The 21888-nt window shown below is 69.5% G+C and carries 22 protein-coding genes; 16 read left to right on the top strand and 6 right to left on the bottom strand.

The annotated features are described in order from the left end of the window. Nucleotides 1–108: 108 nt before the first annotated feature. From E0H92_RS08020 to E0H92_RS08055, 8 genes are all read left to right on the top strand, one after another. Nucleotides 109–1398 (top strand): adenosylmethionine--8-amino-7-oxononanoate transaminase, encoded by a 1290-nt coding sequence (locus E0H92_RS08020; RefSeq protein WP_475009325.1) that lies wholly within the window; start codon nucleotides 109–111, stop codon nucleotides 1396–1398. Then, nucleotides 1398–2519, top strand: coding sequence for an 8-amino-7-oxononanoate synthase (locus E0H92_RS08025; protein ID WP_131465855.1), 1122 nt, complete (start codon nucleotides 1398–1400; stop codon nucleotides 2517–2519). Before E0H92_RS08020 ends, E0H92_RS08025 begins: the two co-directional genes overlap by 1 nt. Continuing rightward, the gene (gene bioD / locus E0H92_RS08030) at nucleotides 2516–3172 is read left to right on the top strand and encodes a dethiobiotin synthase (protein ID WP_131495816.1); all 657 of its coding nucleotides are present in this window, start codon (nucleotides 2516–2518) and stop codon (nucleotides 3170–3172) included. The genes E0H92_RS08025 and bioD overlap by 4 nt, the downstream gene beginning before the upstream one ends. After that, complete coding sequence (locus E0H92_RS44070; protein WP_165549720.1) at nucleotides 3169–4269, top strand: cytochrome P450; 1101 nt, start codon at nucleotides 3169–3171, stop codon at nucleotides 4267–4269. The genes bioD and E0H92_RS44070 overlap by 4 nt, the downstream gene beginning before the upstream one ends. Nucleotides 4270–4280: 11 nt before the next feature. Further along, nucleotides 4281–4466 (top strand): hypothetical protein, encoded by a 186-nt coding sequence (locus E0H92_RS08040; protein ID WP_131495817.1) that lies wholly within the window; start codon nucleotides 4281–4283, stop codon nucleotides 4464–4466. A 6-nt stretch (nucleotides 4467–4472) separates the two neighbouring features. Then, nucleotides 4473–6026, top strand: a complete 1554-nt coding sequence (guaA, locus tag E0H92_RS08045) for a glutamine-hydrolyzing GMP synthase (RefSeq protein ID WP_165549721.1) — start codon at nucleotides 4473–4475, stop codon at nucleotides 6024–6026. A gap of 91 nt (nucleotides 6027–6117) precedes the next feature. After that, nucleotides 6118–7098 carry an ArsR/SmtB family transcription factor gene (locus E0H92_RS08050; protein ID WP_131495818.1) on the top strand — a complete coding sequence of 327 codons (981 nt, stop codon included), beginning with the start codon at nucleotides 6118–6120 and terminating at the stop codon, nucleotides 7096–7098. A 78-nt stretch (nucleotides 7099–7176) separates the two neighbouring features. Further along, nucleotides 7177–8139 carry an endonuclease/exonuclease/phosphatase family protein gene (locus E0H92_RS08055; RefSeq protein ID WP_131495819.1) on the top strand — a complete coding sequence of 321 codons (963 nt, stop codon included), beginning with the start codon at nucleotides 7177–7179 and terminating at the stop codon, nucleotides 8137–8139. On the opposite strand, the gene E0H92_RS08060 is transcribed toward E0H92_RS08055, so the two are convergent. Next, entirely contained in the window at nucleotides 8134–8925 is a 792-nt protein-coding gene (locus E0H92_RS08060; RefSeq protein ID WP_131495820.1) for a TetR/AcrR family transcriptional regulator, read from the bottom strand. The two genes, E0H92_RS08055 and E0H92_RS08060, sit on opposite strands and share 6 nt — an antisense overlap. A 70-nt stretch (nucleotides 8926–8995) precedes the next feature. Here E0H92_RS08060 and E0H92_RS08065 point away from each other — a divergent pair, with 70 nt between their 5' ends. The 3 genes from E0H92_RS08065 to E0H92_RS08075 are packed head-to-tail and all read left to right on the top strand — an operon-like array spanning nucleotide 8996 to nucleotide 11458. After that, nucleotides 8996–9829 (top strand): SDR family oxidoreductase, encoded by an 834-nt coding sequence (locus E0H92_RS08065; protein ID WP_131495821.1) that lies wholly within the window; start codon nucleotides 8996–8998, stop codon nucleotides 9827–9829. A gap of 16 nt (nucleotides 9830–9845) precedes the next feature. Further along, nucleotides 9846–10409, top strand: coding sequence for a DinB family protein (locus E0H92_RS08070; protein WP_238173342.1), 564 nt, complete (start codon nucleotides 9846–9848; stop codon nucleotides 10407–10409). Between the two features lie 32 nt (nucleotides 10410–10441). After that, the gene (locus tag E0H92_RS08075) at nucleotides 10442–11458 is read left to right on the top strand and encodes an Rv2578c family radical SAM protein (RefSeq protein WP_131495822.1); all 1017 of its coding nucleotides are present in this window, start codon (nucleotides 10442–10444) and stop codon (nucleotides 11456–11458) included. Here the strand turns inward: E0H92_RS08075 and map are convergent. Then, entirely contained in the window at nucleotides 11455–12222 is a 768-nt protein-coding gene (gene map, locus E0H92_RS08080; RefSeq protein WP_131495823.1) for a type I methionyl aminopeptidase, read from the bottom strand. The two genes, E0H92_RS08075 and map, sit on opposite strands and share 4 nt — an antisense overlap. 97 nt (nucleotides 12223–12319) lie before the next feature. On the opposite strand from map, the gene E0H92_RS08085 reads away from it, so the two are divergent. Continuing rightward, nucleotides 12320–13459, top strand: coding sequence for a CapA family protein (locus E0H92_RS08085; RefSeq protein WP_131495824.1), 1140 nt, complete (start codon nucleotides 12320–12322; stop codon nucleotides 13457–13459). 60 nt (nucleotides 13460–13519) lie between these two features. Continuing rightward, the gene (locus E0H92_RS08090) at nucleotides 13520–14062 is read left to right on the top strand and encodes a 23S rRNA (adenine(2058)-N(6))-methyltransferase Erm(C) (protein ID WP_131495825.1); all 543 of its coding nucleotides are present in this window, start codon (nucleotides 13520–13522) and stop codon (nucleotides 14060–14062) included. A gap of 41 nt (nucleotides 14063–14103) precedes the next feature. Here E0H92_RS08090 and E0H92_RS08095 read toward each other — a convergent pair whose 3' ends face one another. Together E0H92_RS08095 and E0H92_RS08100 are read right to left on the bottom strand one after the other, a co-directional pair. Then, on the bottom strand, nucleotides 14104–15840 hold the full coding sequence (locus E0H92_RS08095) for an ABC transporter ATP-binding protein (RefSeq protein ID WP_131495826.1): 1737 nt from the start codon (nucleotides 15838–15840) through the stop codon (nucleotides 14104–14106). Continuing rightward, entirely contained in the window at nucleotides 15837–17558 is a 1722-nt protein-coding gene (locus E0H92_RS08100; protein ID WP_131495827.1) for an ABC transporter ATP-binding protein, read from the bottom strand. Before E0H92_RS08100 ends, E0H92_RS08095 begins: the two co-directional genes overlap by 4 nt. A gap of 85 nt (nucleotides 17559–17643) precedes the next feature. On the opposite strand from E0H92_RS08100, the gene E0H92_RS08105 reads away from it, so the two are divergent. Next, nucleotides 17644–18252 carry a lysoplasmalogenase gene (locus E0H92_RS08105; RefSeq protein ID WP_131495828.1) on the top strand — a complete coding sequence of 203 codons (609 nt, stop codon included), beginning with the start codon at nucleotides 17644–17646 and terminating at the stop codon, nucleotides 18250–18252. 79 nt (nucleotides 18253–18331) lie between these two features. Continuing rightward, the gene (locus E0H92_RS08110; RefSeq protein WP_131495829.1) at nucleotides 18332–19297 is read left to right on the top strand and encodes a glycerophosphodiester phosphodiesterase; all 966 of its coding nucleotides are present in this window, start codon (nucleotides 18332–18334) and stop codon (nucleotides 19295–19297) included. Here E0H92_RS08110 and E0H92_RS08115 read toward each other — a convergent pair. Both E0H92_RS08115 and E0H92_RS08120 read right to left on the bottom strand, forming a co-directional pair. After that, a complete protein-coding gene (locus tag E0H92_RS08115; RefSeq protein WP_131495830.1) occupies nucleotides 19294–20553 on the bottom strand; it encodes a M48 family metalloprotease in 1260 nt (419 codons plus the stop codon). The two genes, E0H92_RS08110 and E0H92_RS08115, sit on opposite strands and share 4 nt — an antisense overlap. Nucleotides 20554–20639: 86 nt before the next feature. After that, complete coding sequence (locus E0H92_RS08120; RefSeq protein WP_131465891.1) at nucleotides 20640–20981, bottom strand: PspC domain-containing protein; 342 nt, start codon at nucleotides 20979–20981, stop codon at nucleotides 20640–20642. Between the two features lie 117 nt (nucleotides 20982–21098). On the opposite strand from E0H92_RS08120, the gene E0H92_RS08125 reads away from it, so the two are divergent. Further along, entirely contained in the window at nucleotides 21099–21851 is a 753-nt protein-coding gene (locus E0H92_RS08125; protein WP_131495831.1) for a PASTA domain-containing protein, read from the top strand. The last annotated feature ends 37 nt before the right edge of the window (nucleotides 21852–21888 follow it).

Raw genomic sequence — 21888 nt, forward strand, 5'->3', positions numbered from 1 at the left:
GCGCTGATCACATCGTGGCCACCTGCGGGCCGGGATGCGGGGCGGACGGATTACCGTGGTGAATCCTCAGGATGGAGGAGCGCGGTGTCACAGTCGGTTAGTGAGTGGATACAGCAGGACGCGGAGTTGCTCTGGCATCCGTACTCGTCGCTGACCGACCCTTCGCCGGTGCGGCTGGTTCGGGGTGCGGACGGCGTACGGCTGCGGCTGGACGACGGTGCGGGCGGGACGGTCGAGGCGATCGACGCGATGGCGTCCTGGTGGTGCATGATCCACGGCTACCGGAATCCGGTGCTGGACGCCGCGCTGAAGCGTCAGGTGGACGAGTTCAGTCACGTGATGTTCGGTGGGCTGACCCACGAACCGGCGGTCCGGCTGGGCGAGCGGCTCGTGGAGATCACGCCGGATCCGCTGCGGCACGTGTTCTTCTGCGACTCGGGGTCGGTCTCGGTCGAGGTGGCGATCAAGCTCGCGCTGCAGTACCAGGTTGCGCGCGGCAACCATGGGCGGACGCGGATGCTGACCGTCCGCGGCGGGTACCACGGCGACACGTTCGCGCCGATGAGCGTGTGCGACCCGGTCAACGGGATGCATTCGCTGTTCACCGGCGCGCTCAAGGAGCAGGTGTTCGGCCCGCAACCGCCGGCGGGTTTCGACAGGCCGGCCGACGACCCGGAGCTGCAGTCCTGGGCCGACGAGTTGGCGGCATTGGCCGAGCGGCACGCGGGTGAGATCGCGGGCATCATCGTCGAACCGGTCCTGCAGGGCGCGGGCGGCATGTACCCGTACAGCCCCGCCTGCCTGCGCGTTCTCCGCGAGCTCGCCGACCGGCACGGTTTCCTGCTGATCTTCGACGAGATCGCCACCGGCTTCGGCCGTACCGGCACGCTGTTCGCGTCCGAGCACGCGGGCGTCGACCCCGACATCCTGTGCGTCGGCAAGGCGCTGACCGGTGGGTATCTGACGCTGGCGGCGATGTTGTGTACGACGGACGTCGCGCACACGGTCTCGAACGGGCCGGGCGGTGCGTTGATGCACGGTCCTACCTTCATGGCGAACCCCCTCGCGTGCAGTGTCGCCCTCGCCTCGATCGACCTGCTGTTGTCCCAGGACTGGGCTTCTCGGGTGGCCGCGATCTCTGCGGGGCTCTCGTCGGGGCTTGCTCCGGCGCGGGAGTTGCCGGGCGTGAAAGACGTACGGGTGCTCGGCGCAGTCGGCGTCGTACAGCTCGGCGGGCCGGTGGATCTGCCCCGGCTGACCGAAGCCGCGTTGCGCCGTGGAGTCTGGGTGCGGCCGTTCCGCGATCTCGTCTACACGATGCCGCCGTACGTCTGCACCGACGAGGACATCGCCGCCATCGGCACCGCGATCACCGGCGCGGTCGAGGAGGCCGGCTGATGCTGGAGGACTGGCTCGCCCCCAAGGCGGCCGCGCTGGAGGCGCGGGGCCTGACCCGGCGGCTGAACGCGCGCGCCGCGGACGGTGACCTCATCGACCTCGCGGGCAACGACTACCTCGGTCTCGCCCGTGATCCGCGCGTGGTGACGGCGGCCGCTGACGCCGTACGGACCTGGGGCACCGGCTCGACCGCGTCCCGCCTCGTCACCGGTACGACGAAACTTCACGAGGAGCTCGAATCCGCGCTGGCGGCGTACGCCGGGCAGGCGTCCGCGCTCGCGTTCTCGTCCGGGTACCTCGCCAACCTCGGTGTCGTCACCGCGCTCGGCGGACCGGGAACGTTGCTGGTCTCCGACGAACACGTGCACGCCTCGCTGGTGGACGCCTGCCGCCTGGCGCGGTCCCGGGTCGAGGTCGTCCCGCACAACGACGTGGACGCCGTCGAGAAGGTGCTTGCCGAGCGCAACGAACCGCACGCGGTGGTGATGACCGAGTCGGTATTCAGCGTGCTGAGCGACGAGGCGCCGCTGCTCGAGCTGGCCGCGGTCGCCGCCGCGCACAACGCCGTACTGCTGGTCGACGAGGCGCACGGGCTGGGGGTTACCGGCGGTGGGCACGGCTCGGTCCACGCGTCGGGTCTCGCGGGCCTCGACCACGTCATCGTGACCATGACACTGTCCAAAGCCATGGCCTCCCAGGGCGGCGTCGTCCTCGGACCGTCGGTGCTGCGCGACCATCTGATCAATCGTTCCCGCCCCTTCATCTACGACACGGGTCTCAACCCGGCGGCCTGCGCCGCTGCCCTCGCCGCCCTCCAGGTCCTCCAGGCGGAGTCCGACCGTCCCGCCGCGATCCACGCGGCGACAGCCCGGTTGGCGGCGGCCTGCGAGGTGCCGCCGGCGTCCGGGCCGGTCGTCTCGGTGCCGATGCCTGGTCCGCGGGAGACCGTTCGCGCGGCCGAGCTGTGTCTGCGGAACGGCGTACGGGTGGGAAGTTTCCGGCCGCCGTCCGTCCCCGACGGCATCTCCCGGCTGCGGCTGACCGCGCACGCCGGGTTGTCGGCCGCGGATCTCGATCACGCGTGTGGCGTCATCGTCGACGCGATCGGGGCGGTTTCATGATCGTCATCGTCACCGGGACCGACACCGGCGTCGGGAAGACCGTCACGACCGCAGCCCTCGCGGTCCGGGCGACCGGTTCGGTGGCCGTCGTCAAGCCCGCGCAGACCGGGGTCGGACCGGACGATCCGGGGGACCTGGACGACGTGCACCGGCTGAGCGGACTGACCAAGTTGCACGAGGGCGTCCGGCTGCGTGATCCGCTGGCGCCGACGACCGCGGCCCGGCGAGAGGGCGTCAGGTTGCCTCCGGTGGTCGCGCACGCGAGGGCGATCGACGAGCTGGCCCGGACGAACGACACGGTGCTGGTGGAGGGCGCGGGCGGCCTCCTCGTCGGGTTGGATGCTGACGGCAACAACCTCGCCGACCTGGCCGGGCACCTGACGTCGCCGTTCGGGTTCGTGGTCGTGGCGAGGGCCGGTTTGGGGACGCTCAACCATGCCGGGTTGACCATCGAGGCGTTGCGGTCCCGGGGCCTGCCGATCGACGGCCTGGTCATCGGCTCGTTGCCGGAGCAGCCGGATCTCGCCGAGGAGTGCAACCTGGAGGACCTGCCGGCGACGACCGGGGTCCCAGTGATCGGCCGGATCCCCGCCGGGGCCGGAACGTGGAGCCGGGAGGAGTTCACCGCGGCCGTGGCGGGATGGTTCGAGTGACCGGGTGCCCTGCGCGGTACGACGACCAACTCGGGTACTGGGTTGTGGACGACCCGGTGTTGGCGCGGGAGGTGCTGCTCGACCCGCAGACGTTCCGGCCGGACAACGCCGTACTCGCGCACACGCCGCTGTCCGTGAAGGCGCTCCGGGTCCTGTCCGGGGTCGGGTTCGCGCTGCCGCCGACGCTGGCGAACAACGCGGGGGAGTCGCACCGCCCGATCCGCGCCGCCGTCGCCCGCTTCTTCAGCCCCGCCCGCGTCGCCGCCGTCGAACCGCTGACCCGGGAGCTCAACGCCTCACGCGTCACGGCTGCCTCGAAAGCCCTTGCCGACGGTCACGAGGTCGACCTGGTCCAGGCGATCGCCGCGGAGCCGCCGGCCCTCGTCGTACTGCACCTGCTCGGTCTGACGAACGTCGACGTACCTGCGCTGAAGGCCTGGAGCCTGGACTCGCTGGAACTCTTCTGGGGTTGGCCAGACGAGGACCGGCAGCTGGAGCTCGCGCACAGCGCGGCCGAGTTCTACGCGTGGCTGCGCGCCCGTACGACGGCCGCCCGCAAGGCACCGGGCGACGACCTGTTCGGAGTGCTCGTCGGCCTCGGCCTCACTGACGAAGAGGTCTGCGCCGTCGGCTACTTCCTCCTGATCGCCGGCCAGGAGACCACCACCCAACTCATCTCCACCGCCTTCCAGCGTTATCTCGACGATCCCGGTACAACGGTGGAACAGGTTCTCCAGGAGGCATCGTCGGTGCCCACCTGGCGCCGAGTCACCGCCCACCGAACAACGCTCGGTACCACGGACCTACCCGCCGGCACCCCTGTCCTGCTCGGCCTCACCGGCCACGGCGGCCCCGCCGACCTAGCCTTCGGCCTAGGAATCCACCGCTGCCTCGGCGCCGGCCTCGCCCGCCTGGAGACACGCGTCGCGCTGGAGTGCACCAGCAACCTGTTGACCGGAGTGCGGTTGGTAGAGGAGCCGCCGATGATCGACCTGCTCTCCTTCCGCGCCCCGGCGCATTTGGTGGTGACTTCTGGGTCTGCGGGGCGTCTTCAGGTTGTAACTCTCGGTAACACCACGGACAACTGGCGCCGCTAGCGTCCGGTGTTGTGAGTTCATCGACTCGTTGCCGGGTGCGGTTGTGGTTCGGGGTGTATCCGATTTCTGACTACATCGGCGACCAGGCTGGTGCGGCGCGGCATGAGGCTGCGATGCGGCGGCGGTTTCCTTGGCTCGAGATCACCAACGAGCGGTTGCCGGTGGCGGATTACAGCCCTGCTGACCTGCACCGATAGGCTTTGGTGGTGGCTGAGCATGAGTTGGTTCTGGTTGTTGATTTCGGGGCGCAGTATGCGCAGTTGATCGCGCGTCGGGTGCGTGAGGCGAAGGTGTACTCCGAGATCGTGCCGCACTCGATGCCGGTCGAGGAGATGCTGGCGAAGGGGCCGAAGGCGATCATCCTGTCCGGCGGGCCGCAGTCGGTGTACGCCGAGGGCGCGCCGCGGGTGGACTCCGGGCTGTTCGAGGCCGGCGTTCCGGCGTTCGGGATCTGCTACGGCTTCCAGGCGATGGCGCAGACGCTCGGCGGCGAGGTCCGGCGTACCGGACTGCGCGAGTTCGGCCGTACACCGGTCACGGTGAGCGAGCCCGGGACGTTGCTGGCCGACGTCCCCGAGGACCTGAACGTGTGGATGTCGCACGGTGACGCGGTGCACGCGCCGCCCGCCGGGTTCGCCGTACTCGCGGCGTCCGAGGGCGCGCCGGTGGCCGCGTTCGAGAACCTGGACCGGCGGCTGGCCGGTGTGCAGTGGCACCCGGAGGTCCTGCACTCGCAGGCCGGGCAGGCGGTGCTGGAGCACTTCCTGTACGAGATCGCCGGCTGCAAGGGCGACTGGACGACGAGCAACGTCGTCGAGGAGCAGGTCGCGCTGATCCGCGAGCAGGTCGGCGACAAGCAGGTGCTGTGCGCGCTGTCCGGCGGTGTCGACTCCGCGGTCGCGGCGGCCCTGGTGCACAAGGCGATCGGCGACCAGCTGACCTGCGTGTACGTCGACCACGGCCTGCAGCGCGCCGGTGAGTCGGAGCAGATCGAGAAGGACTTCGTCGCCGCGATCGGGATCCGGCTCGAGGCGATCGACGCCGAGGAGCAGTTCCTGACCGCGCTGGCCGGCGTGACCGACCCGGAGCAGAAGCGCAAGATCGTCGGCCGCGAGTTCATCCGGACCTTCGAGGCGACCGCCCGCAAGGTGGACGCCGAGCGGCACATCGAGTTCCTGGTCCAGGGCACGCTCTACCCGGACGTGGTCGAGTCCGGCGGCGGTGCCGGCGCCGCGAACATCAAGTCGCACCACAACGTCGGCGGGCTGCCCGACGACCTGCAGTTCAGCCTGATCGAGCCGCTGCGGACGCTGTTCAAGGACGAGGTCCGCGAGCTCGGCCTGGCGCTCGGCCTGCCGGAGACGATGGTCTACCGGCACCCGTTCCCGGGCCCCGGCCTGAGCATCCGGATCATCGGCGAGGTCACCCGCGAGCGGCTGGACATCCTGCGCGCCGCGGACCTGATCGCCCGCACCGAGCTCACCGCGGCCGGTCTCGACCGCGACATCTGGCAGTTCCCGGTGGTCCTGCTGGCCGACGTCCGGTCCGTCGGCGTCCAGGGCGACGGCCGGACGTACGGCCACCCCGTCGTACTGCGCCCCGTGACCAGCGAGGACGCGATGACCGCCGACTGGGCCCGCCTGCCGTACGACGTGATCGAACGCATCTCGACCCGGATCACCAACGAGGTCGACGAGATCAACCGCGTCACCGTCGACGTCACCAGCAAGCCCCCGGGCACCATCGAGTGGGAGTAGTACGTCACGGTGGGTGACCCCTGGAGCTGTTACGGTCATCATGTTGCCCGTTGACCACGGCGGGTGACTTTCCTCGGGGGAGGAGACCGTGGTGTTCCGCGTCCATTTCGAGTGTGCGGATCTGGCCAGGACGACGATCGCGCAGGAGCCCGATCCGTTGTGGGAGGTCCTGCTGGGTCTCCACGTCCTGCAGACCGATGACGAGCCGGAGACGTTCGGCACCTGGCGGGAACGGGCGAGGGCCCGGCTGAGCGAGCCGGAGCAGGAACTGCTCGCGCTGGCGCCGCCGGTGGGGTACTCACCGGATTTCCTGACACCGCTCGCCGCGGGTCAAGGGCTGGAGGCTGGGCTGGCGGCGGTCGCCGCCACACCACCCGGCCAGCTGAGATCCGAGCTGGGCAGGCTGTCGGACAGCGTCCGGCTGCCGGCCTGGACCCGGCGGCTCGCTGCCGGCGAGAACGGCGTGATGACCCGGCTGGTGCACGGGCTGCGTTCGTTCCACCGGACCAAGATCGCGCCGCAGATGCCGATGATCACACCGGCCGTCGAGACGACCGTTGCCAAACACAACGACACCGTCGCCAACGACGGATTCGAGTCGCTGATCCCGCAGTTGCACCCGGCGCTGCGGTGGGAGGCGCCGGTGCTGTCGGTCGACCTGCCGCACATCGACCGCGATCTGCACCTGAACGGCCGCGGGCTCCGGTTGGTGCCCTCGTTCTTCTGCTGGAAGTACCCGATGATGCTGCTCGATCCCGCGCTGCCACCGGTGCTGGTGTACCCGGTCCGGCCCGCCGGCCGGCCCGAGGCCGTCGTACGGCACGCGGACCGCGATCGCGCCGTGGCCGACCTGCTCGGGAAGACCAGGGCGCGGGTGCTGAAGAGCATCTCGAGCGGTGCGTGCTCGACGAGCGAACTGGCGGCCCGGGCCGGGATCTCACTGGCGTCGGCCAGCGAACACGCCCGGATCCTGCACAACACCGGCCTGGTCACCACCCACCGCATCGGCAGCTCGGTCCGGCACATGCTCAACCCGATCGGCGCCGACGTTCTCTCCGGCGCCCGTAGCTGACCGTCAGGAACTGTTCGCTTCGAGTTCGTGACCGCGAGTAGTAGCCGGCGTACCTTCTCGGTAAGGGGAGGTAGGGACATGGAACTCACGGTGGGGACGTTCAATCTCAACAACCTGTTCGACCGCTGGAACTTCACGGGGGCGCTCGAGGCCCTCGCGAGTGGCAGCAGTTCGGTGCCGGCGACGTACGAGTTCGACAACGAGCACCGTCGGCGGTTGCAGCTCGACGGGCACGGAAAGCTGCTCACCGCGAAGAAGCCCGAGGACACCACCCGGGTCGCCGAGCGGTTGCTCGCCGCGGACGTCGACGTCTGGATCGTCCAGGAGATCGAGAACGTCGACGTACTGCGGGAGTTCAACCGCGAGCACCTGAACGGCTCCTACGAGCATGTGATGGTCATCGACGGCAACGACTCGGCGCGGTTCATCGACATCGGGGTGCTGTCCCGGCGCCCGATCGGCGGGGTGACGAGCTATCAGCGGACGTTCCATCCCGACGTACCGGACCGGCCGATCTTCTCCCGGGACCTGGTGGAGGCGGAGATCCTGGACGCGCGCGGCCGGAGACTGCTGACCGTCTTCGGCACGCACCTGAAGTCGAAGTTCGTCGACTTCACCGTTGCGGACCCGCTAGCGGCCGCTGCGGCTGCGCAGCTGTTGCGGACCCAGCAGGCCGAGACGATCGTGCGCATCATGGGTTCGCGGATGAGTAGCCGCCAGCGGTACCTGCTCTGCGGCGACATGAACGACACCCCGGACTCGTCCGCGCTGGTCGCGTACGCGCAGGCCGGTCTCGTCAACGCGCTCACGGCGCCGACCGAGATCGGGGCCGTGCAGACGACGGTCGATCTGCCGGCCAGTCCGGCGTGGACGTCGACGTTCAAGGAGTCGAAGCAACCGCGGACATTCGACCTGATCGACCAGATCTGGTTGTCGCCGGCCCTCGCGCCCCGGCTCCGGCAGGCGTTCATCGGCCGGCGGCGGAAGCTCGCACGGGACGGGACCGATCACGATCCGGCCTGGATCTCGCTCGATCTATAGGGCGGTGTTCTCGATGCCGTCGAGGAGACGGTCGAGGCCGTAGCGGTAGGAGTCGGCGGCGGCTTCCCGGGTGCTCGACTGGTAGCCGTCCGCGTGCCAGATCGTGGTCATCGCAGGATGCCGGTCGACGTCGAAGTACGTCTCCCAGAGGTCGTTCCGCTCGTACCACCAGGCGTCGTTGCTCTGGCCGGTCGCGCGCTCGACCAGTTGGCTCTCCGCCTCGAGGCTCGCGGCGGAGTCGACGTACGTCGTGATCGCGAGCGCAGCGGTGTTGGTCTCGAGCGCTCCGAGCCCGAGCCCCAGCAGCGCGGACAGGAGGTACTCGCGACCCGCCAGCATGCCCGGACCTACCGGCGGGCGGATCGTCGAGACCTGTGACAACCACAGGTGCCGCTGGAACATCGCACGGGTTTGCCGCGAGTAGAGCTCCACCTGCTCTCGCCAGTCCTCGGGCCGCGACTCACCGGGGCCGGGGAGCTCGCGCTCGCCGAGCACCTGGTCGACCATCAGATCGAGCAGTTCGTCCTTCGACGGCACGTATGTATAGAGCGTCATCGTGCCGACGCCGAGCTCCTTCGCGAGCCCGCCCATCGACGCCGCCGCCAGGCCCTGGTCGTCGGCGAGCTGGATGCCTGCCTGGACGACGTCGTCCACGTTCAGCGACGGCCGCCGGCCCGCGCCGCGCTTCCGGTCGACGGACTCGTCAGCCGTGGAGTTGCTGTGGTTGCGCCACAGCAACGCCAGCGTCTTGTCCGGCTGCCCCTCACCACTCCGCCGCTCGCTCACGGGCCAACGATAGGCGCTTCCTCGAATTCTCGTATACCCTACGAGAATTCTGATCGAGAGGGGATTTCGGATGACGATCCTGGTGACGGGCGCGACGGCGAGTGTGGGGCGGCTCCTGGTCGACGAGTTGGTGGCGGCGGGCGCCCCGGTGCGCGCGCTGACCAACAAGCCGGCGCGGGCGGCCCTGCCGGAGGGTGTGGAGGTCGCGCGCGGGTACCTCGGCAAGCCGGAGACGCTGCCCGCGGCGCTCGCCGGTGTCGACACGGTGTACCTCGCGCCGCTTCCGGCGTACGTCGACGACTTCGTCCGCTGTGCGCGGGACGCCGGCGTGCGGCGGGTCGTCGTACTGTCAGGGGAGCCCGCGGACTACGAGGCGCAAGGGGATCCGTCGACGTGGCACTACTACCGGATCGAGCGGGCGATCGAGGCGGGCGGCTTCGACTGGACGTTCCTGCGGCCGGGGCAGTTCATGAACAACACGCTCGACTGGGCGCCGTCGATCAAGGCCGACGGGGTGGTGCGGGCGCCGTACGCCGGCGCGGTGCAGACGCCGATCGACCTCGCGGACATCGCGGCGGTGGCGCGGGTGGTGCTGCTGTCCGAGGAGTACGGCGGGCGGAAGATCACGATGAGCGGACCGGAGGGGCTCACGCCGCCGGAGCAGGTCGCGTACATCTCGGAGGCGATCGGGCGGGAGGTGCGGTTCGAGGAGCTGACCCCGGACGAGTACGTCGACGGGCTCGCGCCGGTGATCGGGCGCGAGACGGCGCAGTGGCTGCTCGACGGGTTCCGGATGATGGCCGAGTACCCGATGAAGCCGGAGCCGGCGGTGTTCGACCTCACCGGCCGGCCGGGGACGACGTACCGCGAATGGGCGCGGGCCAACGCGGCGGTCTTCAGCTGAGGCATGATCTTTCTTTGTGAAAGAAACCTTGCACGACTACCTCCGTAAGGCCCGCGAGGCGATGGTCTGGAAGCTGGATGGGCTCGGCGAGTACGACGTCCGCCGGCCGCTGACGCCCAGCGGGACCAACCTCCTCGGCCTGGTCAAGCATCTGTCGATCGTCGAGGCCTGGTACTTCGGGAAGACCTTCGACCGGCCGTTCGCCGAGGAGTTGCCGTGGTGGGACGACGACGCCGAACCGAACGTCGAGATGTGGGCGACCGCGGACGAGACGCGCGCGTCGATCGTCGACCGGTATCAGCGGGCGTGTGCGCACGCTGACGCGACGATCGAGGCGCTCGACCTGGACGCGCCGGGCGTGGTGCCGTGGTGGCGCAAGTCGTCGGTGACGCTGCACGGCATCCTCGTCCACGTCCTCGCCGAAACCAACCGCCACGCCGGCCACGCCGACATCCTCCGCGAACAACTGGACGGCGCCGCCGGCATGACCCCGACCAACTCGAACCTCCCCGAACAGAATGCGGAGTGGTGGGCGGCGTACCGCGCCCGCGTCGAGGAGGCTGCCCGTGCAGCCGTTTGACGTTCATGGGAACATGTGTTCGACTGTGAGGCATGAGGTGGGCCGGCCAGCGGGTTGATGCCGAGGCTCCGGGGACGTTGCCGGGGCTTGGGTCGATCGCGGGGCTGGTCCGGTCGGTGACGACACCGGAGTTCCAGGGGATCACGTTCCATGAGGTGCTGGCGCGGTCGGCGCTGAACTCGGTGCCCGGTACGGCGTTGCCGTTCAACTGGACCGTCAATCCGTACCGCGGGTGTTCGCATGCGTGCCGGTACTGCTTCGCGCGGCCCACCCACCAGTACCTCGAACTCGACGCCGGGCGCGACTTCGACCAGCAGATCGTCGTGAAGACGAACGTGGCCGACGTACTGCGCCGCGAAGTCGCCCGCCCGTCGTGGCGCCGCGAACAAGTTGCTCTGGGCACCAATACAGACCCGTATCAGCGTGCTGAGGGGCGCTATCGGTTGATGCCCGGCATCATCGAGGCGCTCGCGGGGTCCGGCACGCCGCTGTCCATCCTCACCAAAGGCACCCTGCTCCGCCGGGACCTGGGGTTGCTGTCAGCGGCCTCGGCCGAGGTTTCCGTAAGCATCGGACTCTCCCTCGCCCTGGGTGATGAAGACCTCCGCCGCCGTCTGGAGCCGGGCGTCCCGTCCGTCCGCGGCCGCCTGGAGCTCATCCGCGCAATCCGCGAGGCGGGACTTCCGTGTGGCGTCATGGTCGCCCCGGTCCTCCCTTGGTTGACCGACTCGACGGATCAGCTGGACCAGTTGATGAGCGACCTGTCCGCAGCCGGCGCCACCGGCGTCACCCCGCTCCTCCTCCACCTACGCCCCGGCGTCAAGGAGTGGTTCATGCAATGGCTGGCCCACGACCACCCCAACCTGGTCAGCCGCTACACGTCCCTGTATGCCCACGGCTCCAACGCATCCCCCAGCTACCGAAAGTCCTTCGACCAAAAACTCCGCCCCCTCCTGACCAAACACGGCTTCGCCCGCCCCTCCACCCACCGCGCGGCCCCCATCACCGGCATGCACCACTCCGCCCCGTCCCAGGAACCTTTGTTTTAAGGGAGGGTGAGGATCTGGGGGCCTTCGGGGGTTATGGCTACGGTGTGTTCGGCGTGGGCGCCTCGGGTTCGGTCGGCGGAGCGGAGGGTCCAGCCGTCTTCGTCGATGCTGTAGGTGGAGCCGGGGCCGGACCAGAACCAGGGCTCGATCGCGACGACGTGGCCGGCGCGGAGTCTGAGGCCGCGGCCGGGGCGGCCGCCGTTGGGGATGTGGGGCTCCTCGTGCATGCGGCGGCCGACGCCGTGGCCGCCGAAGTCCAGGTTGGTGCCGACGCCGGCCCGGTCCCCGACCGCTCCGATGGCGGCGCCGATGTCGCCGATCCGGTTGCCCTCGACGGCGGCGGCGATCCCGGCGGCGAGCGCCTCCTCGGTCGTCGCGATCAGTTCCAGGTCCTCGGTCCGCGGCGTACCGATGCAGAAACTGATCGCCGAGTCCGCGCACCACCCGTCGATCGAGGCGCCGCAGTCCACGTTGAGCAGGTCGCCGTCGGCGAGCCGCAGGTCGGACGGCAGACCGTGCAGTACGGCGTCGTTCACCGACGTACAGATCACGCCGCTGAACGGCGACGTCGCGAACCCGGGCTGGTATCCGTCGAACAACGACACCGCGCCGGCGGAACGCAGTACGTCGCGGGCCACCTCGTCGAGTTCGCGCAAGGAGACGCCGACCGCGGCTTCCTTCTTCACCGTCGCGAGCGCGGTGCCGACGACCCGCCCGGCCGCGCGCATCTGCTCGATCTGCGTCGGCGTCTTCAACTCGACCATGATTCCTCCGGGATAGTTATACCGGCACTTCTACCACACCCCCAACTAACCGGTCCTGCGCGGCGTCTTCAACGGCAACGAGGGTTTGGGGGACGGAATGGCGGTACGACGACGCGCGGTGCTCGGGGGAGTGCTCGCCGGAGCCGCGGCGGTGGCGACCAGCGGATGCCTGGCCGACACGTTCGCGAACACGACAGGTGGCAGCCCGGCGCCGACGGCGAAACCGACGCAGAGCAAGCAGGCTGACAAGATCACGGTCGTCGCGACCGGCGACGTACTGCTTCACGAACGCCTGTGGACCACCGCGAAACGTGACGGCGACAACGGTCACTGGGACTTCGCGCCGCTGATGAGCAGTGTGAAACCCCTTGTCCAGAAGGCGGATCTCGCGATCGCGCACCTGGAGACACCACTGGCACGTGCGGGCGGGCCGTACCACGGCTACCCGCTCTTCCAGGGCCCGCCGCAGATCGCCACCGCGCTCATGCAGACCGGCTACGACCTCTGCACGACCGCGAGCAACCACAGCTTCGACGGCGGCGCGGCCGGCGTCGACCGGACGCTCGACACGCTGGACAGGGCCGGGCTGAAGCACGCCGGTACGGCGCGCTCTCGGTCCGAGGCCGAGCAGATCACGATCGTCGATGTCGGCGGAGTGAAGGTCGCGTCACTCAGTTACACGTTCGGTTTCAACGGGCTGCCGTACCCGAACGGCGAGACCTGGCGGGCCGGCACGATCAGCGCGAAGACGATCAAGCTGAAGGCCCAGGAGGCCCGCGACCGCGGCGCCGAGCTGGTGCTGGTCAGCTGCCACTGGGGTACGGAGTACTCGAACAAGCTCAACGACCAGCAGCGAGAGATCGGTCCGCAACTGCTTGCCGACAGCAACATCGATCTGGTGATCGGTCACCATGCGCACGTCGTGCAGCCGATGCAGGAGATCGGCGGCAAATGGGTCGCGTACGGGCTCGGCAACCTGGTCGCCGCGCATCGCGAACCGAACAGCACCAAGGCCGAAGGCCTGCTGGCCCGCTTCACGTTCACCCGCACCGGCGATCGCTGGACGACCGCGGCCGAGTACGCGCCGCTGCTGATGACCGACGACCTGCCGGTACGAGTCCTGGATGTTCGCAGGGAGCTCGCGAAAGACACAGCCCGGCGGAGTCGCCTCGAGCTGGCGCAGCGCCGTACGACGGAGACCGTGACGGCACTGGGTGCGACGCCGAAAATGCTTTGAGTCAAGGTGTCGCGGCGGTTTAGGGTCGGCGCATGATTACGTACTTCGTGATGGTCCGTCGTGCCCGCCTCCGGGCAGGCGAGGGGTGCCTGGGGATGGCATCCGCTCGATAGCCGTTGGGCCCAACGGGTTGTGGACGCGGCCGGGATCGCGCCCGGCGAGCTCGTCCTCGACGTCGGGGCCGGACTCGGCGCGCTGACCGCGCCGCTGGTCCGGGCCGGCGCCCGGGTGGTCGCCGTCGAACTCCATCCAGGTCGTGCCGATCGGTTGCGCCGGCGGTTCGCGGACGCGCCGGTGACGGTCGTCCGCGCCGATGCCGGTGATCTGCGACTGCCGTCGCGGCCGTTCCGGGTGGTGTCCAGTCCGCCGTACAACATCTCCACTCTGTTGCTGAAGCGTTTGCTGTCGCCGGGTTCACGCCTGGTGTCGGCGGATCTGGTGCTGCAGCGGCAGGTGGCGAATCGGTGGGTTCGCGGTGACGCGCCCGGGGCCAATCGATGGTTCCGCCACTACGACCCGTCCATCGGCCTTCGCCTTCCCCGCAAGGCTTTCACCCCACCGCCGCATGTCGATTCGGCAGTCCTGCTACTGCGCAAACGCTAGAAGGGGCGGACCCCCGCAAGGTCAGAGGTGACCTTGCGGGGTTAGCCGTGCCAGGAGTTCCAGAGGGCGGCGTAGGAGCCTTGGCGGGTTACCAGGTCGTCGTGGCTGCCTAGCTCTGTGATGCGGCCGTCTTCTACTACTGCTACTCGGTCGGCGTCATGGGCGGTGTAGAGGCGGTGGGCGATGGCTATGACTGTTCGGCCTTCCAGTACGGCGGCCAGTGAGCGCTCCATGTGCCGCGCGGCCCGCGGGTCGATCAGCGAGGTCGCCTCGTCGAGGACCAGCGTGTGTGGGTCGGCCAGCACCAGCCGCGCCAGCGCCAGTTGCTGGGCCTGGGCCGGCGTCAACGCAAGCTGTCCGGACCCGACCCGAGTGTCGAGCCCGTCCGGTAGCGCCACGGCCCACTCGCGCGCGTCCACTGCACCGAGTGCGTCGAGCAGTTCCGCATCCGTTGCGGAAGGACGTGCCATCGAGAGGTTGTCCCGCAGCGTTCCGACGAAGACGTGGTGCTCCTGCGTGACCAGAGCAACCTGCTTGCGCAGCTCGTCCAGCGGCAGCTCCGTCATGCCCACACCGCCGACCGTCACCGAACCGGTCCGCGGCGGGTGGATACCCGCGACCAACCGCCCCAGCGTCGACTTGCCCGCACCGGACGGCCCGACCATCGCGATCCGCTCGCCCGGCTGGATCGTCAGGTCGACGCCGTGCAGTACGTCGCGACCCTCGACGTACGAGAACCGCACGTCACGGGCCTCGACGAGCTCACCGGAAGGCTCCCGCCCTGACGGCGTCCGGTCGTCCGGTACGTCGCTGATACCGAGCAGGCGCGCGAACGCGGCGCCGCCGGACTGGAGCTCGTCCAGCCAGGACAGCAACCGGTCAACCGGGTCGATCAGCTGGTTCACGTACAGCACGGCGGCCGTCACGGCACCGAGCGAGGCGTGCCCGTTGAGGTGCATCCAGCCGCCGAACAGCAGCGTGCCGACGACCGGCACGAGGTACCCGAGCTCAGCGGCCGGGAAGTACACGGTCCGTAGGAACAGTGTGTACCGCTCAGCCAGATAGCTCCCGCGGATGTCGGCATCACCGCGCCGCACGCGATCGTCGTACCGCCGCAGGGCCTCGACCGTCCGCGCGCCTTCGACCGTCTCCGCGAGCGAGCTGGTCATCTGCGCGTACGCCGCGTTCTCGCGCAGGTACCCGTCCTTCGCGCGCCGCAGGTACCACTTCGTGCTGAGCCACAGCAGCGGGACCATCGCGGCCAGCGGCACCAAAACCCAAACCCCCACCAGCGCCGTCGCGACCACGGTGAAGATCACGGTCACGAACGCGATGATCGTCTCCGGTACGGCGAACCGCACCGTCCGGGACAGCGTGTCGACGTCGCGCGACGTCCGCGACAGCAGGTCACCGGTACCGGCCCGCTCGACCGTGCCGATCGGGAGGGCGAGCGCGTTGTCGACGAACTCCTCACGCAGCTCGGCCAGCACCTGCTCGCCGAGCGCGAACGACCGGTACCGCGCCCAACGGGTCAGCAGCGACTGCGCGACGATGAAGCCGGCGATCACGATGATCACCACGTTGACCTTGGCGGCGGTCGTGCCGTGCTGCACGTCCTCGACCAGGTCGCCGATCAGCCGCGGCGCCGCGAGCCCGCTGACTGCCGCCAGCGCGTGCAGCCCGAGCGCGATCAACAGCGCGCGCGGGTGCCGCCGGGCCAGCCGTCGCGCGTGCCGCCGGATCTCGGTCGGCCCGGCCACGGGCAGGATCTGCCTCATCGGAGGGCCTCCTCTTCTTCGGTCTGGCGGGTCACGGTCCTGCGGTACAGCGGGGTGCTCTCGAGCAGCTCGCGGTGCTTGCCGGTGGCAATGACTCGGCCGGCGGCGACGAAGATCACCTCGTCGACGCGGTCCAGCAGCAGCGGGCTCGCGGTCAGTACGACGGTGCTGCGGCCGGACCGGTGGTCGCGCAGCCGGTCCGCGATCCGCGCCTCGGTGTGCGCGTCCACGGCCGAGGTCGGCTCGACCAGGACCAGCACCGACGGGTCGGCGAGCAAGGCGCGGACGAGGACCAGCCGCTGACGCTGTCCACCCGAGAACGAGCGGCCCTTCTCCTCCACCTCGGAGTCGAGCCCGTCCGGCAGCGCGACGAGTACGTCGTCCGCAGACGCCGTACGTAGCGCTGCCATCAGCTCGTCGTCCGTACAGCGACCTGCTGGGTCCAGCTCCGTGCGCAGCACACCGGTGAACAGCTGGGAGCCTGTGTCGCTCACCAGGATCCGCTCGCGAACGTCTGCCCGTGTGGCGCTGGCCAGCGTCACACCGCCGTACCTGACCTCGCTGGCCTCGTCGTACCGACCTAGGCGGTCTGCGAGCTTGTCGTAGGTGTCCGGCTCCGCTGAGACGACCGCGGTGAGCAGTCCGTCGCGGGCGCGGACGCCCGAGACCGGATCGACCAGGTCGCCGTGGTCCGGCAGCCGCACCGGTGTCTCCGGGTCGGTGATCTCGGTCTCCAGCTTCAGCACCCGGATGACCCGGCCCGCCGCGACCAGTCCGCGCATCAGCTGGTTCGCGAACTCGGTCGCCGTGCGCAGGGGCAGCACCAGGAACGTCGCATACCCGTAGAACGCGACCAGCGAGCCGGCACTGAGGTCACCGCGCAGAGCGAAGTGCGCACCCAGACCGACCACCAGTACGACGAAGACGCCAGGCAGCAGCACCTGCGCCGCGTCCAGCACCGACTGGATGCCGGCCACCCGTACGCCGGCCTTCCGCACCTGCTGTGACTCGCTCCGGTAGCGCCGGGAGAACGACTCCTCGCCACCGATCCCGCGCAGCACCCGCAGGCCGGCCACGATGTCCGAGCCCAGCGAGTTCAGCTCGCCGACCGCCTCGCGCTGCGCGGACTGCCGTTTGTGCAGCGGCCGCAGCATCGGACCGAGGCAGAACAGCATGATCGGTACGCCGATCAGCACCACCAGACCGAGCACGGTCGAGGACGACAGCAGGATCGACGCGACCACCACGAACGCGACGATCGCGCCCGCGAACCGGGCCGAGATCTCCATCAGGTTCCCGATGTAGGACAGGTCGCCCGCACCGATGCTGACCACCTCGCCGGTGGCCAGCTGCTTGGGCAGGGTGGCCCCGAGGTCGGCCGACTTCCGGGTGACCACCTGGACCGTCCGGTACGCCGCGGTCAGCCAGTTGGTGACCGCGAACCGGTGCCGCATGATGCCCGCCGTCGCCTGCACCACGCCGACCGCGAACAGCAGCGCCGTCCAGTGCAGCAGCCGCTCGCCGTCGCGCGCCGCGATGCCCTCGTCGATCGCCCGCCCGAGGATCGCCGGGATGAACGCCTGCGCCGCCATCCACAGGATGCCGAACGCCATCCCGCCCGCGAGCGTGCGTGCTTGACCGCCCGCGACCCACCACAGGTAGCGGGCCGGCGAGCGATGATTCGGGACGCCGGGATCGGCGAGCGGCAGTTGTCTCATAGCCTTCTCAGGCTAGGTGCCGCCTCCGACAGCCGCATGCGAATTACTCGCACCTGTGGACCCTCCGACCGGCACCATCTAGGGCATGACGAGGGGACGGGGCCGGCTGCTCGCGTACGGCGTGCTCACGGTGGCGCATCTGGTCACGATCGGGATCGGCGAGACCTGGTCCCAGGCGATCACCAAGGTGCTGCTGATGCCGACGCTGGCCGTCTGGGCGCGGCTGAACGGCGGCCCTGTCACGTTGCTGGTCGCACTGGGCGCCTCACTCGCCGGTGACTTCCTGCTGCAGGTCGACCAGCTGCTGCCGGGCATGCTGGCGTTCGGCGTGGCACATGTCTGCTACGTGGTGCTGTTCGCACGCCGAGCGCGTCGACGGTCGCTGGTCGTCCTGGCGGCGTACGGCGTGGTCTGGGCCAGCGCACTGGTCCTGCTGTGGCCCGGTCTGGGGGACAGCCGGATCCCGGTGGCGGTGTACTCGCTGCTGGTCACCGCGACGGCTGTCACCAGCGGGTGGAACGGCTGGCAGGCCGGACTGGGCGGTGCGCTGTTCCTGATCTCGGACGGGCTCATCGGCGCCGGTTTGGCCGGACATGACTTCGCGGCACGCGACTACCTGGTGATAGCGACGTACTGCGTCGCACAGTATCTATTGGCCGCCAATCTGCTGCCAGGGGCCAAGCACACGCGGTGACGGTGACGGTCGGTAGACCTTCACCTTGCGTTGGGCAACGGGTTCCCACCGGGTCATGTCCGGCCCCTGTCCTGGATCCATGTTGGTGATCGCGCATCGGGGAGCGAGTGGCTACCGCCCGGAACACACGCCGGCGGCCTACCGGCTGGCGGCGCTGCAGGGCGCCGACTATCTGGAACCCGACCTGGTCGCCACCCTTGACGGCGTCCTGGTCTGCCGGCACGAGAACGAGATCTCCGGTACGACGGACGTCGCGGAGCACCCGGTGTTCGCGGACCGGAAGATCACCAAGATCGTCGACGGGACCGCGGTCACCGGCTGGTTCGTCGAGGACTTCACGTACGCGGAACTCCGGACGCTGCGGGCCCGGGAGCGGATGCCCGCGCTCCGGGCGAACAACACGGCGTACGACGGACTGGAGGAGATCCCCACCTTCGACGAGGTGGTCGCGCTGGCGCGCCGGGAGTCGGTGCGGCTGGGACGGCCGATCGGGGTGCTGCCGGAGATCAAGCACCCGACGTACTTCCGGCGGCTCGGCCTGCCGCTCGAGGAGCTGCTCACCGAGCGGATCCTGGCGCTTGGGCTGCGTCCGGACGAGATCATGATCCAGTCGTTCGAGCCGACGAGCCTGCGAAGGCTGTCGGTGATGACACGGGTCCCGCTGGTGCAGCTGATCGACTCCGAGAGCGCACCGAACGATTTCCTGCGCACCGGTGACGGACGCACGTACGCCGAGCTGATCGAGCCACGTGGTCTCCGGGAGATCGCGACGTACGCGCAGGTGCTGGCGCCGGCCAAGGACCTGGTCCTGCCGCGCACCTCGGACGGTTGCCTCGGCGAACCCACCCGCCTGGTCGACCACGCCCACCGCGCCGGCCTGGCCGTCCAGGTCTGGACCTTCCGCGCCGAACGCCGCTTCCTCCCGACCGCCACCGACTTCCCCACCGAACTGACCCGCTTCGCCACCCTGGGCCTCCAAGCCATCTTCACCGACCACCCCGACCAGGCAGTCGCCGCACTCCGCAAACCCGCCCTGAACGTCTAGAGGGAGGCGCGTAGCTCGGCCAGTGCCTTAGCGGCCGCCGGCTGGAGCTCTTGGTCGATGACGCGGCTGCGGTCGATCCCCAGAACCAGACGAGCCGTGGTGGCGGGGCGGGTGCGGATCAGCTTCGTGCGGAGGTACGTCGGGGGATGCGTCGCGTCGGTACGGGCCTCCCGGAGGCGGCTGACCCGTAGCTGGCGCTCAATCTCCCGGGCCGGGACCTCGCTCACCTCTCGCCGGACCGCCTCCAGCGGGTCGATCTCGGTCGGGAAGCGAAGGGCGCGCTCCATGGCACGGTACGACGCGTCGGCCAAACCCAGCCGTTCGAGCGCCTGGGCGGTCGCCTCGGAACCCGCGATCTCGCCCGCCTGACGATCCGCGAGGTACTCCGCTCGCTGGTCGCCGCGTAGTTGGAGCCGCTCGAGCAGCCAGGCGACCCCGCGCACCAGAGTGCCGATGGTGGCGTTGAGCATCCGGCTGACCATCGTGGCACCGGTGGGGTCGTCGTACCCGAGTTCTCGCCGGACCCGGTCGCCGTACTGCTCGCTGAACGTGGCGTTCAGCTCATCCAGAACGGACCAGGCAGCGTTGACCAGCCAGTTACTCCTGGCGTCGCCGTGCCGGCCGTGGCCGAGCTCGTGCGCCAGGATGGCGATCCGCTCCTGTGGCCGCAGGCCTGCCCAGAGTGGTAGCCCGATGCAGACGACCGGGCGGAAGCGCCAGCCGGCCTGCTGGTACCAGAGGTTCGCGTCTGTGTTGACGACGACGGCTGCCACTCTCCGGGTGCCGATGGTGTCGGCGAGTTCGTCGAGCACGGCGTACAGGGTGGGGGCCTGGTCGCGTGGCACCGGGTGCACGTCCTCCGGCGGATGCGCGGCGCGTGGACGTAGCAGGAACACCACCGCGAAGGCGACCAGTGCGAGCAATGCGCTGAGCCAGAGCGGCCGGTAGAAGACAAGCAAGGCGATGCCGACCAAGAGGGCCAGCAGCGGTAGCAGGAGGATCAGAGCGGACAGGACGTGCGCACTGATCCTGGCGGCGTCCCAGCCGGGGCGGTGGACGTGCCCGGTCTCCAGCTCACGGTAGAGCGCTTCGGCGAGCCGCTGCTCGAGCCGAAGCCGCCAGGGTGGTGTCCGGTCCTCGTTGGGGGTCGGGTCGACGTTCCAATCGCATCTGTCACACCAGGTGACGTAGCGCCGGTCAACCCTGATCTGGTGCCCGCACTTGGGGCAGTTGGAGATCTCGTCAGTGCGCTGCACCACGGCAGTGTGGCAGTGCGGCGGCGGGGTGGCGAGTACCCGTCACCCCGCCTGGGGCTCTGCGCCTCCTGTGGGCGCAGTCGTGCTCACGCCGCCGGGGGCTTGTTGTTGGTGTCGTCGTAGAGGCGGGAGGCGATGTCCTGTTCGGTCGTGTCCTGGTTCTGGTTCTGGTTGACCGACTGCTGCACGTTCTGCCAGACCGCCTTGCCGTCGGACTCGGGGATCACGATCCAGGCGACCGCGTAGCCGATCATCGCGGCGCCGCCGGTGATCAGGGTGAGGCCGACCCAGCCGAGGCGGACCAGGGTCACGTCGACGTTCAGGTACTCGGCGATACCGCCGGAAACGCCGGACAGCATCTTCTGGTTCGCGGACCGGCGGAGGACCTTGCCGGACAGGTTCTGGAACGGTGCGTTGGAGTTCGTCATGGCTCTACTCTCCCGTTTCCGGCCCCTGCGCCACATCCGGATCGGTACCGACCGACCCCTGATCCACCCCTGACGACTTTCGTGACAAGACGCTCCGCCAGCACAGAGACTTAAGGGGTGGAGCCCCCGCGCACCGGTACCACCCGTGGCCGTGGCCGCGGCGTGCTGGCGTCTGTCGCCGCAGCGACCACCGTGGTGGCCGTCATCGGTGTCACCAACCTGCTGAGCTCCAGCGGCTCGGGGACCCTGATCACGACCCCAGAGCCGCCCCCGGAGCCGGAGGCGGTGCGGATGGTCGGCTACGGGCATGCGGCGATCACAGTGCCGAAGGCCTGGGGCACGAACGCCAGCCGATGCGGTACGCCGCGCCGGGACACCGTCCTGATCGACGACCCGTCCGCGGCGTCGTACTGCGACCTGCCGCGCCCGCCGGACGTTGACAGCGTGGAGCTCGTCACCGCCCCGCCGAGCGGCTTCCGGGTGGACGAGACGTTCACAGTGAACGGAGTGCAGGCGGAGCGCCGTACGACGAGCTGTGCGAGTGACGACGTGTGCTGGGGCGCAGTGGGCTTCCCGTCGTTGAACGTCTGGTTCCGCGCCTCATCGTCCACGAGCGCCGACCAGGTGGATCGGATCCTCTCCCGAATCGAGATCCTGCCGGACCGCGTCGGCGTACCGAGCTCGTGGTCGTTGGACGAGAGCCAGGACGGTACGTCGTACGCGAAGCTGGTGCAGGAGCTGGGGCTGAGAGCGGAGTTCCGCACCAGGACGTCGACTGTGTACAAGCCGGGCCGCGTGGTCAGCGTCTCTCCGCGTCCAGGCACGCTGCTGAACCCGGGCGAAACGGTCACGCTGACGGTCATCAAATAGGCGGAACCTCTGGTACCCGTCACCCTGTCTGTACGGG

This window comes from Kribbella speibonae (genome assembly GCF_004331375.1).
In the GTDB taxonomy this organism is placed as follows: domain Bacteria; phylum Actinomycetota; class Actinomycetes; order Propionibacteriales; family Kribbellaceae; genus Kribbella; species Kribbella sindirgiensis.

Coding starts and splice junctions, on each gene's coding strand:
- bioD (WP_131495816.1), top strand. CDS start 2,516: ATGATCGTCATCGTCACCGGGACCGACACCGGCGTCGGGAAGACCGTC.
- E0H92_RS08085 (WP_131495824.1), top strand. CDS start 12,320: ATGGCGGTACGACGACGCGCGGTGCTCGGGGGAGTGCTCGCCGGAGCC.
- E0H92_RS08110 (WP_131495829.1), top strand. CDS start 18,332: ATGTTGGTGATCGCGCATCGGGGAGCGAGTGGCTACCGCCCGGAACAC.
- E0H92_RS08065 (WP_131495821.1), top strand. CDS start 8,996: ATGACGATCCTGGTGACGGGCGCGACGGCGAGTGTGGGGCGGCTCCTG.
- E0H92_RS08055 (WP_131495819.1), top strand. CDS start 7,177: ATGGAACTCACGGTGGGGACGTTCAATCTCAACAACCTGTTCGACCGC.
- E0H92_RS08025 (WP_131465855.1), top strand. CDS start 1,398: ATGCTGGAGGACTGGCTCGCCCCCAAGGCGGCCGCGCTGGAGGCGCGG.
- E0H92_RS08100 (WP_131495827.1), bottom strand. CDS start 17,558: ATGAGACAACTGCCGCTCGCCGATCCCGGCGTCCCGAATCATCGCTCG.
- E0H92_RS08120 (WP_131465891.1), bottom strand. CDS start 20,981: ATGACGAACTCCAACGCACCGTTCCAGAACCTGTCCGGCAAGGTCCTC.
- E0H92_RS08075 (WP_131495822.1), top strand. CDS start 10,442: ATGAGGTGGGCCGGCCAGCGGGTTGATGCCGAGGCTCCGGGGACGTTG.
- E0H92_RS08105 (WP_131495828.1), top strand. CDS start 17,644: ATGACGAGGGGACGGGGCCGGCTGCTCGCGTACGGCGTGCTCACGGTG.
- E0H92_RS08095 (WP_131495826.1), bottom strand. CDS start 15,840: ATGAGGCAGATCCTGCCCGTGGCCGGGCCGACCGAGATCCGGCGGCAC.
- map (WP_131495823.1), bottom strand. CDS start 12,222: ATGGTCGAGTTGAAGACGCCGACGCAGATCGAGCAGATGCGCGCGGCC.